General features: G+C 54.0%; 16 protein-coding genes and 1 riboswitch. Of the genes, 8 read left to right on the top strand and 8 right to left on the bottom strand.

Features of this window, described 5'->3' with window-relative positions:
- Positions 1-178 precede the first annotated feature (178 nt).
- Entirely contained in the window at positions 179-1,498 is a 1,320-nt protein-coding gene (locus tag MKY58_RS01435; protein WP_339323148.1) for a maltose ABC transporter substrate-binding protein, read from the bottom strand.
- A 280-nt stretch (positions 1,499-1,778) separates the two neighbouring features.
- Positions 1,779-3,518 carry an alpha-amylase family glycosyl hydrolase gene (locus tag MKY58_RS01430; protein ID WP_339323147.1) on the bottom strand — a complete coding sequence of 580 codons (1,740 nt, stop codon included), beginning with the start codon at positions 3,516-3,518 and terminating at the stop codon, positions 1,779-1,781.
- Positions 3,519-3,935: 417 nt separating this feature from the next.
- Here MKY58_RS01430 and MKY58_RS01425 point away from each other — a divergent pair, with 417 nt between their 5' ends.
- The 3 genes from MKY58_RS01425 (at position 3,936) to MKY58_RS01415 (ending at position 8,520) form a co-directional block, all read left to right on the top strand.
- Complete coding sequence (locus MKY58_RS01425) at positions 3,936-4,973, top strand: LacI family DNA-binding transcriptional regulator (protein ID WP_339323146.1); 1,038 nt, start codon at positions 3,936-3,938, stop codon at positions 4,971-4,973.
- A gap of 254 nt (positions 4,974-5,227) precedes the next feature.
- Positions 5,228-5,899, top strand: a complete 672-nt coding sequence (pgmB, locus tag MKY58_RS01420) for a beta-phosphoglucomutase (RefSeq protein WP_339323145.1) — start codon at positions 5,228-5,230, stop codon at positions 5,897-5,899.
- Between the two features lie 305 nt (positions 5,900-6,204).
- Positions 6,205-8,520 (top strand): glycoside hydrolase family 65 protein, encoded by a 2,316-nt coding sequence (locus tag MKY58_RS01415; RefSeq protein ID WP_339323144.1) that lies wholly within the window; start codon positions 6,205-6,207, stop codon positions 8,518-8,520.
- A 38-nt stretch (positions 8,521-8,558) separates the two neighbouring features.
- On the opposite strand, the gene MKY58_RS01410 is transcribed toward MKY58_RS01415, so the two are convergent.
- From MKY58_RS01410 to MKY58_RS01400, 3 genes are all read right to left on the bottom strand, one after another.
- Positions 8,559-8,900 carry a hypothetical protein gene (locus MKY58_RS01410; RefSeq protein ID WP_339323143.1) on the bottom strand — a complete coding sequence of 114 codons (342 nt, stop codon included), beginning with the start codon at positions 8,898-8,900 and terminating at the stop codon, positions 8,559-8,561.
- A gap of 180 nt (positions 8,901-9,080) precedes the next feature.
- A complete protein-coding gene (locus MKY58_RS01405; protein WP_339323142.1) occupies positions 9,081-11,360 on the bottom strand; it encodes a bifunctional 2',3'-cyclic-nucleotide 2'-phosphodiesterase/3'-nucleotidase in 2,280 nt (759 codons plus the stop codon).
- Between the two features lie 245 nt (positions 11,361-11,605).
- Positions 11,606-12,025 (bottom strand): pyridoxamine 5'-phosphate oxidase family protein, encoded by a 420-nt coding sequence (locus MKY58_RS01400; protein WP_339323141.1) that lies wholly within the window; start codon positions 12,023-12,025, stop codon positions 11,606-11,608.
- Positions 12,026-12,230: 205 nt separating this feature from the next.
- Between MKY58_RS01400 and MKY58_RS01395 the strand changes: the two genes are divergently transcribed.
- A complete protein-coding gene (locus MKY58_RS01395; RefSeq protein ID WP_339323140.1) occupies positions 12,231-13,475 on the top strand; it encodes an MFS transporter in 1,245 nt (414 codons plus the stop codon).
- Positions 13,476-13,498: 23 nt separating this feature from the next.
- Here the strand turns inward: MKY58_RS01395 and MKY58_RS01390 are convergent, their stop codons facing one another.
- From MKY58_RS01390 to MKY58_RS01380, 3 genes are read right to left on the bottom strand one after another with little or no spacing between them, the layout of a single operon-like run.
- Complete coding sequence (locus MKY58_RS01390; RefSeq protein ID WP_339323139.1) at positions 13,499-14,647, bottom strand: Ger(x)C family spore germination protein; 1,149 nt, start codon at positions 14,645-14,647, stop codon at positions 13,499-13,501.
- A complete protein-coding gene (locus MKY58_RS01385; protein ID WP_339323138.1) occupies positions 14,644-16,083 on the bottom strand; it encodes a spore germination protein in 1,440 nt (479 codons plus the stop codon). Before MKY58_RS01385 ends, MKY58_RS01390 begins: the two co-directional genes overlap by 4 nt.
- On the bottom strand, positions 16,080-17,141 hold the full coding sequence (locus MKY58_RS01380; protein ID WP_339325013.1) for an endospore germination permease: 1,062 nt from the start codon (positions 17,139-17,141) through the stop codon (positions 16,080-16,082). Before MKY58_RS01380 ends, MKY58_RS01385 begins: the two co-directional genes overlap by 4 nt.
- Before the next feature lie 174 nt (positions 17,142-17,315).
- Positions 17,316-17,427: riboswitch (TPP riboswitch) on the top strand.
- Between the two features lie 179 nt (positions 17,428-17,606).
- Here MKY58_RS01380 and MKY58_RS01375 point away from each other — a divergent pair.
- The 4 genes from MKY58_RS01375 to MKY58_RS01360 all read left to right on the top strand — a co-directional run bounded on the left by MKY58_RS01375 (position 17,607) and on the right by MKY58_RS01360 (position 20,642).
- Positions 17,607-18,653 (top strand): ABC transporter substrate-binding protein, encoded by a 1,047-nt coding sequence (locus tag MKY58_RS01375; RefSeq protein WP_339323137.1) that lies wholly within the window; start codon positions 17,607-17,609, stop codon positions 18,651-18,653.
- A gap of 74 nt (positions 18,654-18,727) precedes the next feature.
- The gene (locus MKY58_RS01370) at positions 18,728-19,021 is read left to right on the top strand and encodes an MTH1187 family thiamine-binding protein (RefSeq protein WP_339323136.1); all 294 of its coding nucleotides are present in this window, start codon (positions 18,728-18,730) and stop codon (positions 19,019-19,021) included.
- Entirely contained in the window at positions 19,018-19,779 is a 762-nt protein-coding gene (locus MKY58_RS01365) for an ABC transporter permease (RefSeq protein WP_339323135.1), read from the top strand. Before MKY58_RS01370 ends, MKY58_RS01365 begins: the two co-directional genes overlap by 4 nt.
- Positions 19,780-19,808: 29 nt before the next feature.
- Positions 19,809-20,642 (top strand): ABC transporter ATP-binding protein, encoded by an 834-nt coding sequence (locus MKY58_RS01360; RefSeq protein ID WP_339323134.1) that lies wholly within the window; start codon positions 19,809-19,811, stop codon positions 20,640-20,642.
- The last annotated feature ends 92 nt before the right edge of the window (positions 20,643-20,734 follow it).

Genomic DNA, 20,734 nt, shown 5'->3' with positions numbered 1-20,734 from the left:
CGAAAGCATCTGTTGACGCGTTCCGCGTGAAACCAGACCCCAAGCGGAGTTCCTCTAGCGACGCGAGAAAAATGCTCTTTTGACGAAAACAGCAAACATGACGATGTTTTAAGGAGAATCGCCCGCCGCTCGGTGAGCGGCGGGTCGATTCAACAGGATCTGCCAAGCTTCTGTTTTATTATTTGGTTGCGCCGTTGTTCAAATCTTTAATTTGCTGAGCCGCTTTATCCATCGCTGCTTTCGGATCCGCATTGTTGTCCCAAATTTCCGGCAGCGCCGCATTCACAGGACTCCATACGTTGCCCATTTCAGGAATGGAAGGCATCGGCTGCGAGTTTTTGGCTTGCTCTGCGAATGCCGAAATATACGGGTCGTTTTTGATTTGGTCGGATTCCAGCGCTTCCTTGTTCGTAGGGATGGAGCCGACTTTTTCGTTCAGCAGCAGCTGAGCGTCTTTGGTGGATGCGAACTCGGCGAACAATTGAGCCGCATTCGGGTATTTCGTAAACGAGTTGACGTACCATGCTTTAATACCGGAGAAGGAGATGGCTGTTTTGCCGCCGATCGTCGGAATCGGCGCGATGCCGAGGTTGTCGCCGAGCGCTTTTTTGTAGCCGCCAAGCTCCCAAGGCCCGTTGATGTCCATGGCCACGTCGCCGGAGTTAAACAAGCTGCGTTTGATGTCCGGATTGATGTCCCCGCTCTTCACCGGCAAAATCGTTTTCAGCTCCTGGTACACTTTCAAACTTTCCAGCGCGCCTTCGTTGTTGATGCCGATGTCGTCTTTGTCGGTGCCGTTTTTGCCGAAAATATATCCGCCGGTCGAGGCGATGAACGGATAGTTGAAGTACATGTTGCCCGTTTCCCACATGATGGCGTATTTTTTCTTGGCGTTATCCGTAAACGTTTTGCCGAAAGCGATGACATCTTCAAACGATTTAGGCGCTTCTTTCACGAGGGATTTGTTGTAATACAACGCGTAGGTTTCAGCCGCTCTCGGATATCCGAAAAGCGTGCCGTCGTAGGATACGCCTTGAACGGCTGCCTCGGTATTGTTTTTGGTGATTTCGTCCTTGAATGCTTCGTTCGGAAGCAGGAGGCCGGCTTCAACCGCTCTGCCCAAATTGTCATGCGGGAAAATAACGACGTCGGCGGCCAGCCCGGAAGGTCCGTCCTGGGACAGCTTCGTCACTTGGTCCGTTGGATTGACTTCTTCGATTTTGACCGGAATATTATATTTCGCCGTAAATTGCTTCGCGATTTCATCCGTAAACATTCTTTCGTCTTTGCTCTCCCAAACGACCAGGGAAGCACCCTCTTCCGGTTGCAGCGCTTCCGCGCCAGCCTCGGTGTTGTTATTTTCGGCCGGAGCCGTCGATTCCGTATTGTTGTTGGACGGTGCCGGCTCCTCGGCCGTTTTGTTCGAGCTGCCGCAAGCCGTAATGGAAAACGCCATGGTCAGCGTCGCAGCCAAAGCCAAAAACTGTTTCATTTTCATTTCGCAATAACCCCTCTCCTGAAATTGATCTTTGTACGTCCCGATTTTAGCGCAAACGATTTCACAATCAGCAATAACGGTCCGCTTTTTATGTATGACAGACCATTTTCCATCGTCTCATTTCCAAGTAAGCGCTTTAATCATGGGTTTATCATACACGCCGTCTTTTGATTTGTAAAAACGTTTGCACAGCATATTTTCGGCTAAATTAGCTCATTTCCTGGTCAAAAGCCTCCTGTATCTCCGATTATCGCAGGTTTCCTTCGATTTACGGATGGATTTAATGCAAAATAACGGTGGAATAGGCTGGGAGCGAAACGATATTTTTGTTCATGGCGGCCGCATTGCTGCTGCTCTGAATGAGATCCTTGAAAGCCGACAGGCCGGCGGTTTCCAGCGATACTTCCTGCGTCTGGCCGGAAAGGTTATGCAGCACGAGCACCGTTTGCTCCGCGCTTTGGCGCTTGAACGAAACGATCGCCGGATTCCCGGTTTCGACGCTTGCCAGTTCCCCGTCGCGGAGGGCCGGCAGCTCGTTTCTCCAGCGGATCAGCGTCCGGTAAGCAGACAACAGGGAATCCTCCTGCTCCGTTTGGGTTTGAACATTGGCCTTCTCCCGGGTTTCGCCGCTGACGGCCGGTTTTTCCCAAAAGGTTTGGGCCTTGCTTTGCCCGTCCGCCGTCCATGCAAACGGTTCGCGGATATGCTCATCCGGCTTGGCGCCGAGCATGCCGATTTCTTCGCCGTAATAAATAAACGGGTTGCCCGGCAGCGTCAGCAAAAGCGCAGCGGCCATTCTGGCATGGTTTTCGTCGTTTCCGAGCTGGCTCATGACCCGGTCCTGATCGTGGTTCGACAAAAACACGGCGTCGACGAACCGGTTTCCGGACTTCTCCATGTAGAACCGGTGGGTGCGCTCGAGCGTAAAAGCCAAGTTGTTGTCTTTCTCCTGCCGGACGGCGCTGAGGATGTTGTCCGCAAGGTTAAAATCGAACGCCGAATCGAAGGCCCGGTCCAAGTAGGGAGCGATGACGGCCGCGGATTGTTCCCATACCTCGCCCACCATGTATGCGTCAGGGTTGACGGCATTCATGGCGCTGCGGAACTCCTGCCACCATGCCGCGTTTTTGTCCGTGGTTGCCGTGCCGCGGTCGCTTTGCAGGTTTTCGTAAATATGCTTGGCGCCGTCCACCCGAAAGCCGTCCACGCCAAGCTTCAACCAAAACTGCCCGATGTCCTGGACCTCCTTGCGCACCTCCGGATTGTCGAAATTAAGGTCGGGCATGCCTTCCCAAAAGGTGCCGAGATAATGCGAATCCCCGCGTTGAAACCACGGATTGCCGCTGCCCGCCGCGCTGGCGCCGGATGGAGCGATGCCCTGATCCTCCGCCCATACGTACCAGTCGCGGTGTTGGCTGTTTTTACTTTGGCTCGCCTCGATGAACCAGGGATGTTTCACGCTGGTGTGGTTCACGACCAGATCCATGATCACTTTGATCCCGCGCTTATGGGCTTCTTCGATCAGCTTTTTCATATCCTCCAGCGTTCCGTAATCGGGGTTGATGCTCCGGTAATCGGTAATGTCGTAGCCGTGGTAGCTTGGAGACGGCTGCACCGGCATCAGCCAGATGCCCCCTACTCCCAAATCGTCATGGGTATCCGGGTTGCCGTCGTTTAAATAGTCCAGCTTTTCCGTCAGTCCCTTGAGATCCCCGATGCCGTCCCCGTTGGAATCCGCGAAAGACCGGACGAATACCTCGTAATAAACGGTCGACGGCTGCTCGCGAACCTGCGTTTTCGTTTCTCCTGCTCCCCCGGGCGCTTCCCCTTTCCTATCTGTTCCGGCGGATTCGCGCGGCCCTTCGACTGCCGCGTTCGGTTCCGACGGTTGGGCTTTTTGCGCCCCGGGACCTTCGCTGCCGCAGCCTGCCAGCAGCATGCCGGCCAATGCCGCAGCCGCCGCACCGCGCCCCCATCTTCCAATGGACGCCTGACTTGCCGTTTGCGCTCTATGCTTCATGTTCTCCTCCTTCGCAAAGTCATCAGACAATGTTAAGAAAACGGACGTTCAGGCAGCATGTCATGCACTGCCGCACCACCATGGTTTGCCGCCCGTGCTTTCTTACTACGCAGGATACGCTGTCCGAAAACGCACGCGCAAGACATTTTTTTCTTCGCCGTTTTTCTTTCAGGCACCCCAAAACGACGCCAAAGCTTGGCCGATCCTTGACAGCCCGGTGCGATTGCAATATTGGAAACGGGCTGATATCTGCCGGATTTTTCGCCGTTTCCGCGCCTTGTTCGGACAGACCCGGATGAACCGTATTTACAAGCGCACATGCTTTGGATTAAGATATCAAGTGAAAAAATAAGGTGAACATTTGAACAAAGGTTCCCGTCTATCCAGGAACGCAAACGGTTCCACAGGGAGGTCACCATGTCTGTAACGATAAAAGATGTCGCCAAAAAGGCGGGCGTTTCCCCCTCCACCGTGTCCCGTGTGCTGTCGAACAATACCAGAATCAGCCGGGAAACGTCTCAAAAGGTGCGGGACGTGATGGAGGAGCTCGGATACCACCCGAACATTATGGCCAAAAGCCTCGTGTCGAGAACAACCGAGAGCATTTGCGTCATTCTTCCCAAGCCTGCCGAGGAGTTGTTTCTGAATTTGTTCTTCATGGAGCTGATTCGCGGCATCGTCACCCAGGCCAACCGTTCGGGATATGACGTGCTGATCAGCTCCGGCGGAAGCGAACAGGAGGAGATCGAAGCCGTATCCCGGCTGCTCAAAGGCAAACGGGTCGACGGCGCGATTTTGCTGTATTCCCGAAGGGACGACCAGGTCGTCGAGTTTCTGAAGAAAAACCAGTTCCCGTTTGTCCTGATCGGGCGAAGCGAAAAATATCCGGACATCCTGTCCGTGGACAACGATAACGTGCAGGCAGCCTACGACGCTACCAAACATTTGATTTCGCTGGGGCATCGGCGGATCGGGTTTGTCAGCGGCCCGCCGAACCATATCGTTTCCCGCGACCGCCTGAAGGGCTACACGAACGCGCTGGAGGAATCCGGGCTCGAAATGCGCCGCGACTGGATCGTCGAAGGCGAATTTTTGCAGGAAAGCGGCTACCGCGCCATGTCCTTTTTCATGAATCTGCCCGAACGCCCGACGGCGCTGGTGGTGATGGACGATTTTGTTTCCCTGGGCGTCCTGCGCGGCCTTCATGAATTGGGCTACAAGGTTCCCGAAGATTTATGCATCGTCAGCTTCAACAATCTTTCGATCTCGGAACTCGCGTCGCCTCCGGTCAGCAGCATGGATATCGGCATATATAATCTCGGATACACCGCATCGCAAGCATTGATTCAGTCCATTCAACACGACGGGGAAAAAAATCTTCAAGAACGTTATATCATTCCCCACCGGCTGGTGATTCGGGAATCATCCGTCTACACGCCGCCGAAACAGAACTAACCGGACGAATGGCTGCCAATCGCGCTGGGCGATGGCCGGCCGCCGGACAGATAAGAAGTCGTGACGCCCAATCGGGGCGTCCCCGCGGGATTCTCCCGCATAGATTTGGAACTTGGGGATCAGCAGGCATGCCCTGCGCCAAAGCGGCATGTTCCCCCATGAAACGAGTACAAAATAAGCGGAGCATCAACGGTGCTTCTTTTATTTTCCGTTCGAGTTCAAACGTTTGCACAAACTTCGAGGAGGGACTTTCCATGACGCTTCATACTCCGATTCGCGCCTGCCTGTTCGATTTGGACGGCGTGTTGGTCGACACCGCAAAATATCACTATTTGGCCTGGAAGCGGCTTGCCGGAGAGCTTGGCTTCGAGTTTACCGAGCAGGACAATGAAAGGCTGAAAGGCGTAAGCCGGATGGCCTCGCTGGATATTTTGCTTTCCATCGGCGGCATCGCGCCCGATGACGACGCTCGGCTCGCGCTCGCCGAAAAAAAGAACGGCTGGTATGTGGATTACATTACCCGCATGGATGAATCCGAAATCCTTCCGGGCGCGCTGGACTTCCTGAAGGAGCTGAAAGCCGGCGGCATACTTGTCGCGCTTGGCTCGGCCAGCAAAAACGCGATGACGATTCTGAACAATACGAAGCTGGCTCCTTATTTTGACGCCATCGTCGACGGGACCAAAACCGTCAGCGCCAAGCCCGATCCGGAGGTGTTTTTGCTCGGTGCCCGGGAACTAAGCGTCGATCCCGCCGCCTGCGTCGTGTTCGAGGATGCCGAGGCCGGCATCGAAGCCGCGATCCGCGCAGGCATGCGCAGCATCGGTGTCGGTTCTCCTAAGACGCTGGGCCGGGCCGATGCGGTTGTGTCGTCTTTGCGGGAAATGTCGCTGAACCGTCTTGCAGAAATCTTTCCATCCAGCTAATTTTCAACATATTTCCCTGGAAATTTTGTTTGTGAAATTGGCTAAAAGCTTTTTGAAAAAAAGCTGCTTCGGAAGCATAAGCTTGCGGTCACCTGAAAGCTTTCCGAAGGAAAGCTAGCATCGAAAGCATATGCTTTGTGAGCAGATTTCAACTTTGAATAGTTAAATCATAGAAATCTATGAGCACCAGCGATCGTAAGAACGATCCGTAACCGCAAATGTCAACCACTCATTTATAGTTTGAGCCGTGAAATTTGACCAGAAATTTGCACCCACCCATTTACCTCATAAAGGAGCCGATGATGATGAAACCATATTTAAAGCTCGATCCATGGAATATCGTTGAAGAGGATTTTCAGCCGCATCTGCATGAAATATCCGAAAGCATTTTCAGCATTGGAAACGGATACATGGGGCAGCGCGCCAATTTCGAGGAGTCGTACAGCGGGCCTTCCCTTCAGGGCAGCTACATGGCCGGCGTTTATTATCCGGACAAAACCCGCGTGGGTTGGTGGAAAAACGGCTACCCGGAGTATTTTGCTAAAGTGCTGAACAGCACCAACTGGATCGGCATCGATATCGCCGTCGACGGACAGCCGCTTGACCTCGCATCCTGCAAGGTCACGGATTTCACCCGTGTGCTGAACATGAAGGAAGGCACGTTGTCGCGCGCGTTTACGGCCGAATTCGAAGACGGCAAAAAAATCCGCGTCGATGCGATCCGTTTCGTCAGCATGGCCCGCCAAGAGATCGGTGCCATTCGTTACGCGGTTACGCCGCTGAATTTTGACGGCATCTTGACGGTCACCCCTTATCTGGACGGGGACGTGCAAAACCGGGACGCCAACTACGACGAAAAATTTTGGGTTGAAGTTGCGAAGGAATTCGGGGAACGCGATGCAGCGCTGACCGTCAAAACGAAAAAGCTCGATTTCCACCTGACCTCGGTCATGGCCTTTGAAGTCGCCAAAAACGGCGAAGCCGTGAAGCTCGAAACCGAGCAGGTCGAGAAAGAGAAATACGTCGGCTTCCGCACGCAAATCGAAGCGGCTGCAAATGAGCAGGTCGTCGTTTACAAATATGCGGCAAACGTCACCTCCCGCGACCATGGCCTGGGCCAGCTGATCGAAGCCGGGCGCGCAGCGCTCCGCAGCGCGTTGGAAGCAGGTTTTGAAACGCTGTACCGGGAGCAGGTTCAGGCATGGGCCGATAAATGGCGGGACAGCGACATCGTGATCGAAGGAGACGTCGCGGCGCAGCAGGCGATCCGGTTTAACATTTTCCAGCTGAACCAGACCTACACCGGCGAAGACGACCGCCTAAACATCGGCCCCAAAGGGTTTACCGGCGAAAAATACGGCGGCAGCACCTATTGGGACACCGAAGCTTATTGCCTGCCGTTTTACTTGAGCACCGCCGACAGCTCCATCGCCCGCAACCTGCTCATATACCGCTATAAGCATTTGGAAAAGGCGAAGGAAAACGCGCGCAAGCTCGGCTTCGCGAAAGGCGCCCTGTATCCGATGGTGACGATGAACGGCGAAGAATGCCATAACGAATGGGAAATCACCTTCGAGGAAATTCACCGGAACGGCGCGATCGCTTACGCCATTTACAATTACGTGAACTACACCGGGGATATCGACTACCTCGGCCAATACGGCCTGGAGGTGCTCGCCGAAATTTCGCGTTTCTGGGAGGAGCGCGTCAACTACGTCGCCGCGAAGGATCAATACATGATGCTTGGCGTGACGGGGCCGAACGAATATGAAAACAACGTCAACAACAACTGGTACACCAACCGGATCGCGGCCTGGACGCTGGAATATACGCTCGAAGTGCTCGATTATTTGCGGGAGAACGAGCCATCGCGTTATCGCGAGCTGATCGATAAGCTGGAATTGACCGAAGCGGAAACCTCGAAATGGAAGGACATCATCGCCAAAATGTATTATCCGTTCGATGACGAACGTCAAATATTCCTGCAGCAGGACGGCTTCCTCGACAAAGACCTGACGCCTGTCAAAGAGCTGGATCCGGTCCACCTGCCGCTGAACCAAAACTGGTCCTGGGACCGCATTTTGCGTTCGGCGTACATCAAGCAGGCCGATGTCTTGCAAGGGCTGTTCTTCCTGGGAGACCGCTACGACCTGGAAACTAAAAAACGGAACTTCGATTTCTACGAGCCGCTCACGGTGCACGAGTCCTCCCTCTCGCCTTGCGTTCACTCCATCATCGCGTGCGAGCTGGGCTACAGGGAAAAAGCGTACGAAATGTACCTGCGCACATCGCGCCTCGACCTTGACAATTACAACAACGACACTGAGGACGGCTGTCATATTACGAGCATGGCCGGCACCTGGATGTCCGTGGTTTACGGTTTCGGCGGCTTGAAGGTTCAAGACGGCGTTCTGCGCCTGAATCCGTTTAATCCGGGGCACTGGACGTCCTTCTCCTTTAAGGTCATGTTCCGCGGATCGCGCCTGAAAGTCACTGTCGGGGAGCACGACGTGATCGTGGCCAACGAGTCGGAAACGGCAGCCGAAGTTTGCGTTTATGGAAAAAAACATACGGTTCATGGCCTGAGCCATGTCCAAATCGGGCACGCTTTGCAAGGCTAGCTCATGGTTGCCTCCCGTCCATGCCACGTATTGCAGACCTAGGGGATTTGATTCATGTTCAATGATTGTTCTATCAACAAGGTGAACACTCCCTTGGATTTCACTGCGATGGCTTTCGCAGGATCTATTCCCTCAACGGAGTAAATCTCTGAACCAACTTCGTATTCGTTTGAAAAGGTTCCGTGATATTCTATGTTTTCGTCGGTCGCAAAGGATTCAACTTCGCCGATTTTCGGCCCGACTTTGTGCAGCTTTTCATCCGTTTCTTTATAAAATGCGTTGTTCCAGTTAACAAAATTAAAAGCCCATGATGTTGAAGCATGAATCACTGTTGGCTTCTTATGATTGCAGCCGATCACCAATACCAACAACATCGACAAAAAAAGTAACGCATAATGGCTTCGCTTAACTATAAAGAACACCTCCTAAACGCAGTCACTTCAAATATATACCAATTTTGACGATCGGCAAAGACATCGACGATCCCTGAACCATCCTTCTCCAAACGCCAAACAAGCCGGCAGCGTATCGCTGCCGGCTTGTTCATATGGCTCTTTGGCTTACGGAATGATAATTTCCTGCCCGATTTTCAGGCCGCGGACATTGGTGATGCCGTTTGCTTTGGCGATTTTCTCCCAGTCCACGCCGAACCGAAGCCCGATGCGGTACAGGTTGTCGCCTTTTTTGATGACGTATACTTTACCGTTTGCGGACGGCTTGCCTGTCTCCGGTTTAGGTGCAGGCTTCGTTTCAGGCTGCGACGGTTTCTCCGGAACCGCAGGAACCGGAGGCTGTTCCGGTTTTGTTGGTACAGTTGGAGTTTTCGCCGGAGGCGTCGTTGTGTCCGTCGATGGCGCAGGCCCGCTTACGGACAGATCAAGCGCATATTTCGCAAAGCCGTTGCCGCCGTCTCCGACATACGTCATGTTTTTGCTCTTCGCTACCAAATCTTTGGCGTCCGGAGACGACGTAAACGTGACGTTCAGCTTTTTGTCGACCTTAGCAAACGACCAGTTGTTGTCCGCGGAAGGATTGATCGTGCCGTTGTCGCGGATGTAATCGATAATGACCTGACGGTTTTCGTCCGGAGCCGCCATGATGATCCGTTTGCCGTCCGGATTCGCCAGCTTGGAAGACGAAGCGCGGTAGTTGTTGGTCGCCACGACGAATTTTTGCTTCGGATCGATCGGTTTCCCGTTGAATTGCAGGTTTTTGATGCGGTTCGCGTTCGGGTTGACCACGTTGCCTTTCAGGTCGTATTTGTTCGGCTGCGTCACGTCGATTTGATAAGTCACGCCGTCGATGACGTCATAGTTGTACGTCGGGAAGTCGTTATTGATAAGCGGCTGCTCCGTCGTTTTCGAAGGATCGATTTGATTGAACTGTCCCGCGGACCATTCAAGCCAGTTTTTCAATTCCTCGCCGTTGACGACGACGGCATGCACCGTATTCGGGTATACGTACAGGTCGGACACGTTTTTGATCGCGATCGTGCCGGCCGGAATGTTCGTGTAATAGGAAGCGCCCGAACGTCCGCCCGCCTTAAACGGAGCGCCTGCGGACAGCACCGGAAGATTTTCGTATTCCGTGCCCTTCAGGTTCTTTTCCACGTACCATTTTTGCGCGTTGGTTACGATTTGGATGGACGGATCGTCCTGCACGAGCGCAAAATAGCTGTTGATCGGCGCCGTGGTTTTGCCTACCGGACCGCGAACGTATTCGATCGTGGCGTCATGCTCGGTTTTTACCGCATCGACGATTTTCGGGTCGGCGTCGACCAGCGCCTTTTTGTTGGTTACGTCGTATACGGCGCGGGTTTCGGTTTTGGAATCGACGACCTTCCATTTGCCGTCCACCTTTTCAAGGTCCAAATCGATGATGCCGAGATGGTCCCCCCAATACCCCGGTTCGACGGAAGGAACGCCGTTGATGGTGCCTTTTTCGAGGTCTACCCCTTTTTTGCCCTTGAATTCGGCGCTCGGGAAGGTTTTATGCGCATGCCCGAACATGATCGCGTCGATGCCTTCGACCTGGCTCAAATAAAGCACGGAGTTTTCCATCAATTCCGTTTGCGGAATCTCCTCGAAGCCGGAGTGCGGAATCGCGACGACGATGTCGGCGCCTTCTTTTTTCATTTGCGGCACGAACTTTTTGGCGGTCTGGATGATGTCCTTGGCGATGACTTTGCCGACCAGATTTGCGCTGTCCCACTGCATGATTTGCGGCGGAGCAAAAGCAATCACGCCGACTTTGACGGTCTGCTCCTGGCCGTTTTCGTCAATCACTTTTTTGTTCAGGATCGTATAAGGGGTGAAATAGTTCACGTCATTGCTTTCATCCTGATCCCCGTCGTCCTTGTAAATGTTGGCGTTGACGATCGGGAAGTCGGCTCCTTGTTCGGCCAGCTTCAGAAAATCGAGCCCGTAGTTGAATTCATGGTTCCCTACGCCGCCCGCGTCATAGTCCATCAAGTCCATGGCTTTATACACGGGATGAATTTGGCCCGGCTTGAGCGGGTTTACTTTCGCTACGTAATCGCCCAGCGGATTGCCCTGCAGCAGGTCGCCGTTGTCGAACAGCAGGCTGTTCTTGGCTTCCTTGCGCGCAGCGTTGATCAGGCTGGCCGTTTTGGCGAATCCGTATTCGTCCGTCGGCTTGTCCGCATAGTAGTCATAGTTGACCATGTTGACATGCAAATCGGATGTTTCCATCAAACGGAGTTTGACCTTCGGGTTCGCCGTGCTTCCGTCGGCATAGGCCGCAAACGGGAGCGCCAGCACATTGAATGCCACGGCGGCGGCTGTAATGGTTTTTGCTACTTTTTTACGGGACTTCGACATGTTACCCCTCCTTGAAAATATGTACCTGATAAGTACATTGCATGGACCTTTTGTAACCGTTTTCTAAAGTGACCAGCGGTTAAATATGTTTTAGATCCACTAGTAGTTTAAATCCATTTCCAGCCAAAATAAAGACAAATGCATCCAAATGGCCAAAAAATAATACCCGGGACCCTGTCCCGAGTATTATGGAAGATGTGACATACGTTTATATAGTCCTAAAATCCCGCAAAAAGCCCGTGTTTTTACTCGATCCATTCATGTCTTTCGCCGTTTTCCGACACATGGATCATGCGGATCGGCTTGATTTTCAAAACAACGTAGTCCGGGTCCTCGGGTCCGGTGAAGCTGGCTTTGAATTCGGGTTTCCAGAAGTGTTCGCGAAGCTCCCCGTCATTCGTGATGCTGCAGGTTCCTTCGATTTCCGCCCAGCCTTCGACGCTCCCGTTTTCATACCCGAACAGCAGGGAAACATGCGGGTTTTCCTCCAGCTCCTCCACTTTATGCGTCTTCCGGTCCGTAATGAGATAAATGCTGAGGCCCCTGTTGTACAGCATCATGTACCGCTGCTTGGGCTTGTTTCCCTCCACGGTGGCAAACGCGCAATATTCATGGTGGTCCAAAATTTTGACGATGTTTTGCTCCATGACGATCCGGGTTTCCATGTACAATGCTTCTCCTTCCGAATAAAACGGTGTACTGCTGTAAAGGTAGTGTGCCCGCTTCGGAACGGGATGAATCATTCAGAAAGATTTTTCAATATTTAGCTGCCTTTTGGAAGCCGTTTTCGAGTATGATAAACATACATACTAATCGGGAAAGACGGTCGAAATCCGGATTAGGCAAATATCACCTTTAAAAGGAGTCACCATGAAACGATTGATATGGATCGGATGTCTATCATACTTTTTGATCGGGCTGGCCCATGTGGTGCTTGGCTCGGTGCTCCCCGTGCTGCTTGAACATTACGGCCGCGAATACAGCCAAGGGGGCACGCTCATTTTTACCCAGTTTGCCGGTTTTCTGGCAGGCGTCCTCGCCTCCCCGCTTCTCAACCGGCGGTTCGGCAAAAGGGGCGGGCTGCTGATCGCCATTTCCCTGCTTTGCGCAGCCGAGCTTGCGTACCTGCTGCTGCCGCCGTGGGGATGGCTGTACCCGATCGCGGTATGCGCCGGATTTGGGTTCGGCATGATCGAAGCGGTCATCGGGACGATCATCATCGCGGCGATCAAGGAAAAAACGGCGGTTGCCATGAGCCGGCTCGAAGTCTTATTCGGAGTCGGCGCGATGGTGATGCCGCTGATTGCCAGCGGATTCATCTCCCAAGGCTGGTGGCGTTTTTCCTTCCTCGTCATTTCCTTGTTCGCTCTGGCGACGCTGCTGCTGTGGGCCAAAAGCTCGTTTGGGGAAATCGACGCGGAGCTCCGTGCCAAGAAGCCGGCAGCAAACGTCGGCGGTTCGGACATCAGCAAGGCTGCACGCCAAAAACGTTTTCCGTATCAGGGAAAATCCTGGGGAATCCTGGCGCTGTTTATGGTCTTTTTCTTTCTTTATGTCGGCACGGAAATGAGTTTAGCCAACTTCATGCCTGCCATTCTCATTGAAAAAATCGGCATGAAGGAAGCCGGCGCGGCGCTTAGCGTCACCTGCTTCTGGATCGCGATGTCCATCGGGCGGATTTTCGCGGGGACCGTCGCCGAGCGGATCCATTACCGCGTTTACGTGCTTTACAGCTGCGCCGCCACGCTGGTGCTGCTCGCCGTATTTCCTTTTACCGCCGCGGTCTGGTCCGCGTTTGCCGTCATCCTGCTGCTTGGGTTGTTTATGTCCGGCATCTTTTCGATCGCCCTTGTCTTTGCGAGCAAGCTGCTGGCAGGAACCGAAGAATCGACGCCAAGCATCCTGATCGCCTCGGGCGGCGTCGGGGGAGCGGTGCTGCCCCTGATCATCGGCTGGTGCATGGACCATCTGGAGGTGAACCAAACCTCATGGATGCTCGCTTTGTTTACGCTTTTTATGGTGGCGCTCAGCTTCGCGGCTTATGTTTTGCAGCGCAGGCAGCTCCAAGCCGCCGAACGACGGCAGGAAATCGCGCAGGAGGCTTGCAGCAACTGAAGCAATCGACGGGCAACCGGCGTTTATTTCAATTTCGAAATGCCGCCGCTGATCAGGTTCACCTTGATATCGATCTTCCCGATGCTGTCCGAATCCAGATCGATTTCCCCCTTGGCGCTTAATCGATGCCAGGCATCGGGCATATTCCGGCGGAGTATGCCCGATAGCCCATAGGCGTCGACGTCCATTTCCAGGGCTTTTAAGTAGGTTCTCATCACCTGTTGCCTCACTTCCCTCGCGGCTTCCATTTCCAGTTCCCTCTTGTTCAGTCTGGCGTTCAGCTGCGGAATCATGGCCTGCATGGACACGCTAATGTCGAAAACGGGCTTGCCCTGCCTCAGCTTCGGACGGATCGAGGGCTTGATTTTGTTCATGACCAACATGGCCTGTACTTTTTTCTCCTGCTTGACCGCAAGCGGGGTTCTTCTCGTTTTCTTTTCCAGCCACCTCAGGCCCAGGATATCCTCCGACACGAGGCATCCCCGGAATTTCTGGTTATTCAAAAAACAGACCCCGGTCATGCTGACGTTGGGCGAAGGTTTTCCGTCTTCCGTCCATCCCGGCATGATTTCGACGTACGGCAGCAGAACCGTCTCGCCCTTCTCTTTCCATTTCCATATAAACTTGTAAAGGTACAGCGGGGCGATGACCGAGCTCTGTTCATAGATCCGCATCGGGCTGTTAAGCTGGGAGTATACGACCGACAGCTCGTTGATGGATTTCGTATTGAGCACCTCTTCCAACGGATCCCGGGTGGCCATCGTCCAGACGGTATACCGGAATTCGTAATAACGGTCCCATACCTCCAGCACCTGATCCACGATGCCATGCTTCAAGGCAGCCTCGCTGAAAACGATCGACTTTACGTTGCTCCACGAGATCCTTTGCGGGCTGGAAGCGTACAAATTAAAAATCGCCTCATCGAACGAAGCCCCTCCCGCTTTTCCGACGGAGGTCTTCTGCTGCTGCGTCTGTCCCGACTCCTTTTTGGCGATGCCGCTGAAATTAACCATTTGGATGTAAACGACAACCTGGTTTTCAACGTAATCGACCCCGATCGTATTGACGTAAATCATATGTTCGATTTCCCTTGCTCCCCAGCATCCCGTAAGCGGAACGATCAAGAGCGCCGCGGCAAGGAGGCAGCGGACCCAACGCATGACGTTTTTCATCCCTTTTTCCCCGCCTTGCTGGTGAACTCGCCTTTTCCCCACGGCATCCGAAACAGGATTTTATGCAACTCCCTGAATCTCGGAGGACTTACCGGAGACAAATAGAACGTGCCGAAAGAGCGCAGGTTGACCATGAACAGGACCAAAGCCAGCAGGCAGAACAGCGTGCCGAACAACCCCAACAGCCCGCTGATCAGAAGCACGAGAATGCGAAACAGACTGACGATGTTCACCAGGGACTGGTTCACCAAAGTAAACGTCGCAAGCACCGATATGGCGATGACGACGATCGTCCCCGGGCCCGCAATTCCTGCGCTGATAGCAGCTTGGCCGATGATCAGCCCGCCAACGACCGATAAGGTCTGCCCAAACGCGGAAGGAAGCCGCATGCCCGCTTCGCGGAAAATCTCGAACAACAGCAGCATCACCATCGCCTCCAGAGGAGCCGGGAGCGGCACGCCCTGCCTGGAATTCACCAAGGTCGCCAGCAGCGTAAAAGGGATTTGGTCCTGATGGTACGTCGTCAGCGCAATCCAAAACCCCGGCAGGAACAGGGAAAGCAGCACGCCGCAAATCCGCAAAAAACGCGTAAAAGCAACCACGACATTAACGAGGTGCGCGTCCTCCGAGGAGTTGAGCAGGAAGTTGAAGCTCGCCGGGGCGATGAGCACCGTCGGAGCGCCGCCCATGACGATCGCAAATTTCCCGTGAAGCAGCGCGTTGACGGCATAGTCCGGCCTTCCCGTATAAGTCATCAGCGGAAAAAGCGAGAAGCCAGTCAATATCTCTTCGAGTTGGCTGTTGCTCACAAGGCCTTTGACGTTCACGCGGGAAAGTTTCGTTCGGATCTCCTGCAGCACATGCTCCTGGATCGTCTCCTTATGGTACAGAAGATGAACTTTCGTCGACGTTTCGGAACCGATCGTAAACTCCTCGACGGCAAGGAGATGGGTCTTCAGCCGTCTTCGGATCAAAGCGATATTGGTGTACGAGTCCTCGATAAAACCGTCCCTCGGCCCCCTCGTCGAAACCTCCGTGTTCGGCTCCTCCGGCTGCCGTTTGGGCGCATTGGTCATAATCATCGAGTAGCAGCTGTTCGACGGCGCGAAGATTAGCAGAAGGTCTCCCGCGAGCACGGTCTCTTTCATTGCCGCCTCCCTTTGGTCCTCGGGGATCGGGTCCATGGGGAACGGAATTTTGCGCGGCCAATCCATCTCGTCCGACAGCAGGATCTGCTCCGGTATATTCATCAGTTCGGGCACGACCCATTGCTCCACTCTTGCCGTATCGGACAATCCCTGGCAGTAAATCAGCTGAACCGAATAACCCGGTACCGATAACGGAATCGTTTTTCTTCGGATATCCGAGCTTGATCCAAACAGCTCCGTAACGATACCTTCGACGGCCTGGGCTTCCTTTCGTTCACGGCTTTTCACGATATTCTCCCCCTTCGCCGGGCCAAGCCGATCAGCCCCGTGATGATCACCGAAAAAGCCGCTATTCCCCACACCGATACGGGAAGCACATAGACGGACAGGGCCTTCATAAAATACCGGTCGCTGAAAGGAACGGCCATGATGATTAATATGGCGATAAAAATGCCCCCCAGCACCCACGCTTTCGCTTTTTTGCCCTTCACCCGAAAAACGTCGAGAATGAGGAACAAAGCGAGCGAAATTCTCAAAAATGCGCCGCAGAACCATTGGTAGACGCTAAAAAAGTCCAGATGCTCGACGTATCGGCCAATGTTCAGGAGCCTCCATTGCTCGTAAGCAGGAAACCGGAGCTTGCCCGCTTCGTCCGCCCCGAATTCGACGATGGCGCCCATGACGGGCCCCAGAGTGAGTCCTAAAAAAAGCAAAACCGTGACGGCCAAGGAAACATAGGTTATGCGCGTTCGGATATGATGCTGCAAAAAGAAGATCATGATGACTTCGGCAAAGCCGGCCCCCGCATAAAGCGTCCCCTTCCACACGGGCCCCATGCCAAGTTCAAGCATCGGCTTCAGCAAGGAGTAGTCCTTGTGGGGCATATTAAACGACATGACAAAAAAGCCAAGCACAATCACCATCGGCAGCAATAAACTCGCGGTATTGGCAACGGATTGAATGCCCAAAAAAGCGTTTAAAGCCGAGATCAGAAGGAACAGAAACGAAAAGATCATAATGGGCGTTTCGGGAGAGAAGGTCGAATGAATCCAATATATGGTATCCCGGGTCGTTACCGCGCAAATGGCAAACAGGTACAAACCAATGAAAACGGCCAAAACGCGGCCCACGATCGGATGATAGGCTTTGGCCAACCAATCGAACAGATGGCGTTTATTGAGTTTCGCCATGCCCGCATAAAGAAATGCCGCCCATACGAGCGTGAGTCCGCATGCCAGCAGCACCGAAATCCAGGCGTCCCGTTTTGCCGCGTCAAGCAAAATAGGAATGATGATGACATGATTCAGCAGGCCGGTGCTCAGCATCAAAATCATGACCGTTTGAATGAACGAAATGCTTGTTTTGATTTTCCTCAGCCCCCTGTAAAAACCAGACTCCTTTCATCCTTATAGTGGCATTTCTACGGTCATTTATACGCTGGCTTGTCCAGCCGCGCGGCCGAAAGCGTTGAATTATTCCGAGCTTAGGACTATAATACCAATGTAATAACCCGTTAACTTCATAAGAATCCGGGGTGCTGGAATCGGCCGGCTGAGATTGTATCCCTCCAAGATACTGACCCTTAAACCTGATCTGGGTAATGCCAGCGTAGGAAAAGCCATCGTCATGGCGTTCGCCATGTCATCCTTGCGCCTTAAGCGTCCCGCATCCGGGGCGCTTTTTTTGTTGAATGATCGGACCTTCCGGCGAAAATAAAGACGGCCGCGGTCCCGTGATTCGCCTCCAGATATGGAAACGCGATTCTTTTGCAAAATGAAGGGGATTAAATGGACAAGGGAGAGAGAAACACAATGAAAACGAAAAAAATCGGACTGTTTTTGCTGGCATTCCTGCTTGTGCTGGTTCCGGCCGCTTGCGGAAGCAGAAACGCCCAAACGACGGGCCAGGGGACGCCATCCGGGGAAACCTCCTCGGCCGGCGGCGGCGAGCCCAAAAAGCTGAAGGATGTCAAAGTCGTGCTGGACTGGACGCCGAACACGAACCATACAGGACTCTACGTCGCCAAAGAAAAGGGGTACTACGAAGAAGAAGGCCTGAACGTCGACATCGTGCAGCCGGGAGCCGGCGGCGCGGAGGCGATGGTGGCATCGGGCAAGGTGCCGTTTGGCGTCAGCGTGCAGGAAAACGTCACCCAAGCGCGCACGCAAGGCGTTCCGCTCGTGTCGATCGCGGCGGTGATCCAGCATAACACTTCCGGTTTTGCCGCGCCCGTGGACCGGAACATCAAACGGCCGAAGGATTTTGAAGGCAAAACGTACGGCGGCTGGGGCTCCCCGGTGGAAAAAGCCGTGATCGATTCGATCATGGACATCGACAAGGCCGACGTCAGCAAGCTGAAAATCGTCAACATGGGCGAAGCGGATTATTTTACGGCGGTGAAACGCGACATCGATTTCGCCTGGATTTTCTACGGCTGGACCGGCATCGAAGCCGAGCTCCGCAAGGAGCCGCTCGATATGCTGTACGTCAAAGACTTCTCCGACAAGCTGGATTATTACACGCCGGTCCTCGTCACCAATGAAAAGCAGATCAAGGAAGATCCGGAGCTGGTCAAAGCGTTTATGCGCGCTACCTCCAAAGGTTATCAATTCGCGATTGAGCATCCCGAGGATGCAGCCAACATCTTGATCAAAGCCGTGCCCGAGCTCGACAAGGATCTCGTCATGGCCAGCCAGAAGTGGCTCAGCCCGAAATACCAGGACGATGCCAAGCGCTGGGGCGAGCAGAAGGAACAGGTATGGAAAGGATATTCGGATTGGATGTACGAGCATAAGCTGCTCGACAAGCCGCTGGACGTCGAAAACGCGTTTACGAACGACTTTTTGCCGCAGCAATAGGTAAGGATCGCTGTACCAAGCGAACCCGCTGCGTGATTACAGCAATCATCAAATTTTAAAAGGACGTGATTGATATGGCTCATACCCTGCTCAGCATACAGGTCATTCCAAAAACGCCGAACAACGAGGATTCCTACGATTACGTCGACCGCGCCATCGAAGTGATCCAAAAGTCTGGCGTCAAATACGAGGTGCACCCGCTTGAAACGACGATGGAAGGCGAACTCGAGGAATTGCTCGACGTCGTGCGCCGCATGCATGAAGCTCTTGTGGAGGCGGGCAGCCCAAGCATCATTTCCCAGATCAAAATCGCCCATCGTCCCGGCGGCATCAGCATGGAGCGGCTTACGGAGAAATACCGTCCATGAGACGTTGGTGGAATAGCGTATGGCCGCCCTTTGTGGCGGTCCTCTTCTTTTTGGTCGCATGGGAACTGAGCACCTCGCTGTTTCATATCGAAAAATGGATCCTCCCCTCCCCGGTGGATATCGCCAAGGAAACCGCAGTTGGGGCCGGGGATCTGTGGGGCCATGTCGGGGCAACGGTGAGGCTGACGCTCGAAGGATTTATCATCGGAACGGCGGTCGGGATGATCATCGCGCTGATCCTGCACCTGGTCCCGTTTCTTAAGTCGGCCTTGTACCCGCTGCTCATTTTGAGCCAAAACATTCCGACCATCGCGCTTGCCCCGCTCCTGATGATCTGGTTCGGCTTCGGGCTGCTGCCCAAGCTGATCGTCATTACCCTGGTCTGCTTTTTCCCCGTTGCCGTCGCCACGATGGGCGGACTGAAGCAGACCGACCGGGTCATGCTGAATTACATGCGGATGATCGGCGCGAACAAGCGGCAAATTTTCGCCAAGCTGGAGCTGCCGCACGCGCTGCCCGCGATCTTTTCGGGCGTCAAAATCGCGGCGACGTACAGCGTGATGGGAGCGGTCATTGCGGAGTGGATCGGTGCCGACAAGGGGATCGGATACTATATGATGCTGCAAAAATCGGGCTACCGCACCGATCGCATGTTTGTCGCCATCATGATCATCGTGGCGCTAAGCCTGCTCCTGTTCGGCATCATCGCCCTGCTTGAAAAATGGCTTGTACGGTGGAAACCGAAACAGGAAAACTGATACCGGAAAAGAAAGGAGCTGCTAAACCTATGTCAACGCTGGAACAAAAGCCGGCTGCCCTGGAAACCGGCGATAATCAAACCGTTCCCGCCCTCGAAGCGGCCGGCATCAGCAAAACCTTCCGGTCCAAGCGAAGCCGGCTGCAGGTGCTGGACGACGTGACGCTGACCGTGGGCAAAGGCGAATTCGTCTCCATCCTCGGACCCTCCGGCAGCGGCAAAAGCACGCTGTTCCATATCATCGGCGGCCTCGTCAAACCGGATGCGGGCAGCATACGCATGAACGGCGCGGACGTAACCGGCCAGCAGGGACATATCAGCTACATGCCGCAGCAGCCGGCCTTGTTCCCATGGCGGACGATCGAAGACAACGTTCTGCTGTCCCAGGAGGTCCAAGGGAAGGTTGATCGGGAAGCCCGCGAAAATGCCCGCCGATGGCTCGGTAAGGTCGGGCTTGGCGGATTCGAGAAAAACCATCCGCATACGCTGTCCGGCGGCATGCAGCAGCGGGCCGCTTTCCTGCGCGCCCTGCTCAGCCCGCAGGAGCTGATGTGCCTCGACGAGCCGTTCAGCGCGCTCGATGCCCTGACCCGCAGCGACATGCAGCGCTGGCTGCTCGATATTTGGGAGGAGAGCCGCCGCTCGGTGCTCTTTATTACGCATAATATCGAAGAGGCGCTGCTGCTATCCAGCCGTATTTATGTGTTTTCGAGCCGTCCCGCCTCGGTGCTTCACGAGATCGACGTGCCGTTCCAACGGCCGCGCCGCGAGGACATCATCGAGCATCCCGATTTCATCCGGCTCAGACGCGAGCTGTCCGGCTGGCTGCGCGAAGAGCAGCTGAAAATGCAAGGAGCCACTTAAGATTCGGCCGCATAAAAAACGGCCCGTGCTTGCCGTTCCGCGAAGGAACCCATGCACGGGCCGTTTTGTATAGATCCCCGATGATGTTCTTG

This window comes from Paenibacillus sp. FSL W8-0194 (assembly GCF_037969745.1).
GTDB classification, from domain to species: Bacteria; Bacillota; Bacilli; order Paenibacillales; family Paenibacillaceae; genus Paenibacillus_AQ; species Paenibacillus_AQ cookii.
Note: the sequence above shows the minus strand (reverse complement) of the source record. Positions and strands in the feature narration are given on the sequence as shown.

Coding starts and splice junctions, on each gene's coding strand:
- MKY58_RS01360 (WP_339323134.1), top strand. CDS start 19,809: ATGTCAACGCTGGAACAAAAGCCGGCTGCCCTGGAAACCGGCGATAAT.
- MKY58_RS01425 (WP_339323146.1), top strand. CDS start 3,936: ATGTCTGTAACGATAAAAGATGTCGCCAAAAAGGCGGGCGTTTCCCCC.
- MKY58_RS01395 (WP_339323140.1), top strand. CDS start 12,231: ATGAAACGATTGATATGGATCGGATGTCTATCATACTTTTTGATCGGG.
- MKY58_RS01405 (WP_339323142.1), bottom strand. CDS start 11,360: ATGTCGAAGTCCCGTAAAAAAGTAGCAAAAACCATTACAGCCGCCGCC.
- MKY58_RS01370 (WP_339323136.1), top strand. CDS start 18,728: ATGGCTCATACCCTGCTCAGCATACAGGTCATTCCAAAAACGCCGAAC.
- MKY58_RS01435 (WP_339323148.1), bottom strand. CDS start 1,498: ATGAAAATGAAACAGTTTTTGGCTTTGGCTGCGACGCTGACCATGGCG.
- MKY58_RS01390 (WP_339323139.1), bottom strand. CDS start 14,647: ATGAAAAACGTCATGCGTTGGGTCCGCTGCCTCCTTGCCGCGGCGCTC.
- MKY58_RS01375 (WP_339323137.1), top strand. CDS start 17,607: ATGAAAACGAAAAAAATCGGACTGTTTTTGCTGGCATTCCTGCTTGTG.
- MKY58_RS01415 (WP_339323144.1), top strand. CDS start 6,205: ATGAAACCATATTTAAAGCTCGATCCATGGAATATCGTTGAAGAGGAT.
- MKY58_RS01430 (WP_339323147.1), bottom strand. CDS start 3,518: ATGAAGCATAGAGCGCAAACGGCAAGTCAGGCGTCCATTGGAAGATGG.
- MKY58_RS01365 (WP_339323135.1), top strand. CDS start 19,018: ATGAGACGTTGGTGGAATAGCGTATGGCCGCCCTTTGTGGCGGTCCTC.
- pgmB (WP_339323145.1), top strand. CDS start 5,228: ATGACGCTTCATACTCCGATTCGCGCCTGCCTGTTCGATTTGGACGGC.
- MKY58_RS01400 (WP_339323141.1), bottom strand. CDS start 12,025: ATGGAAACCCGGATCGTCATGGAGCAAAACATCGTCAAAATTTTGGAC.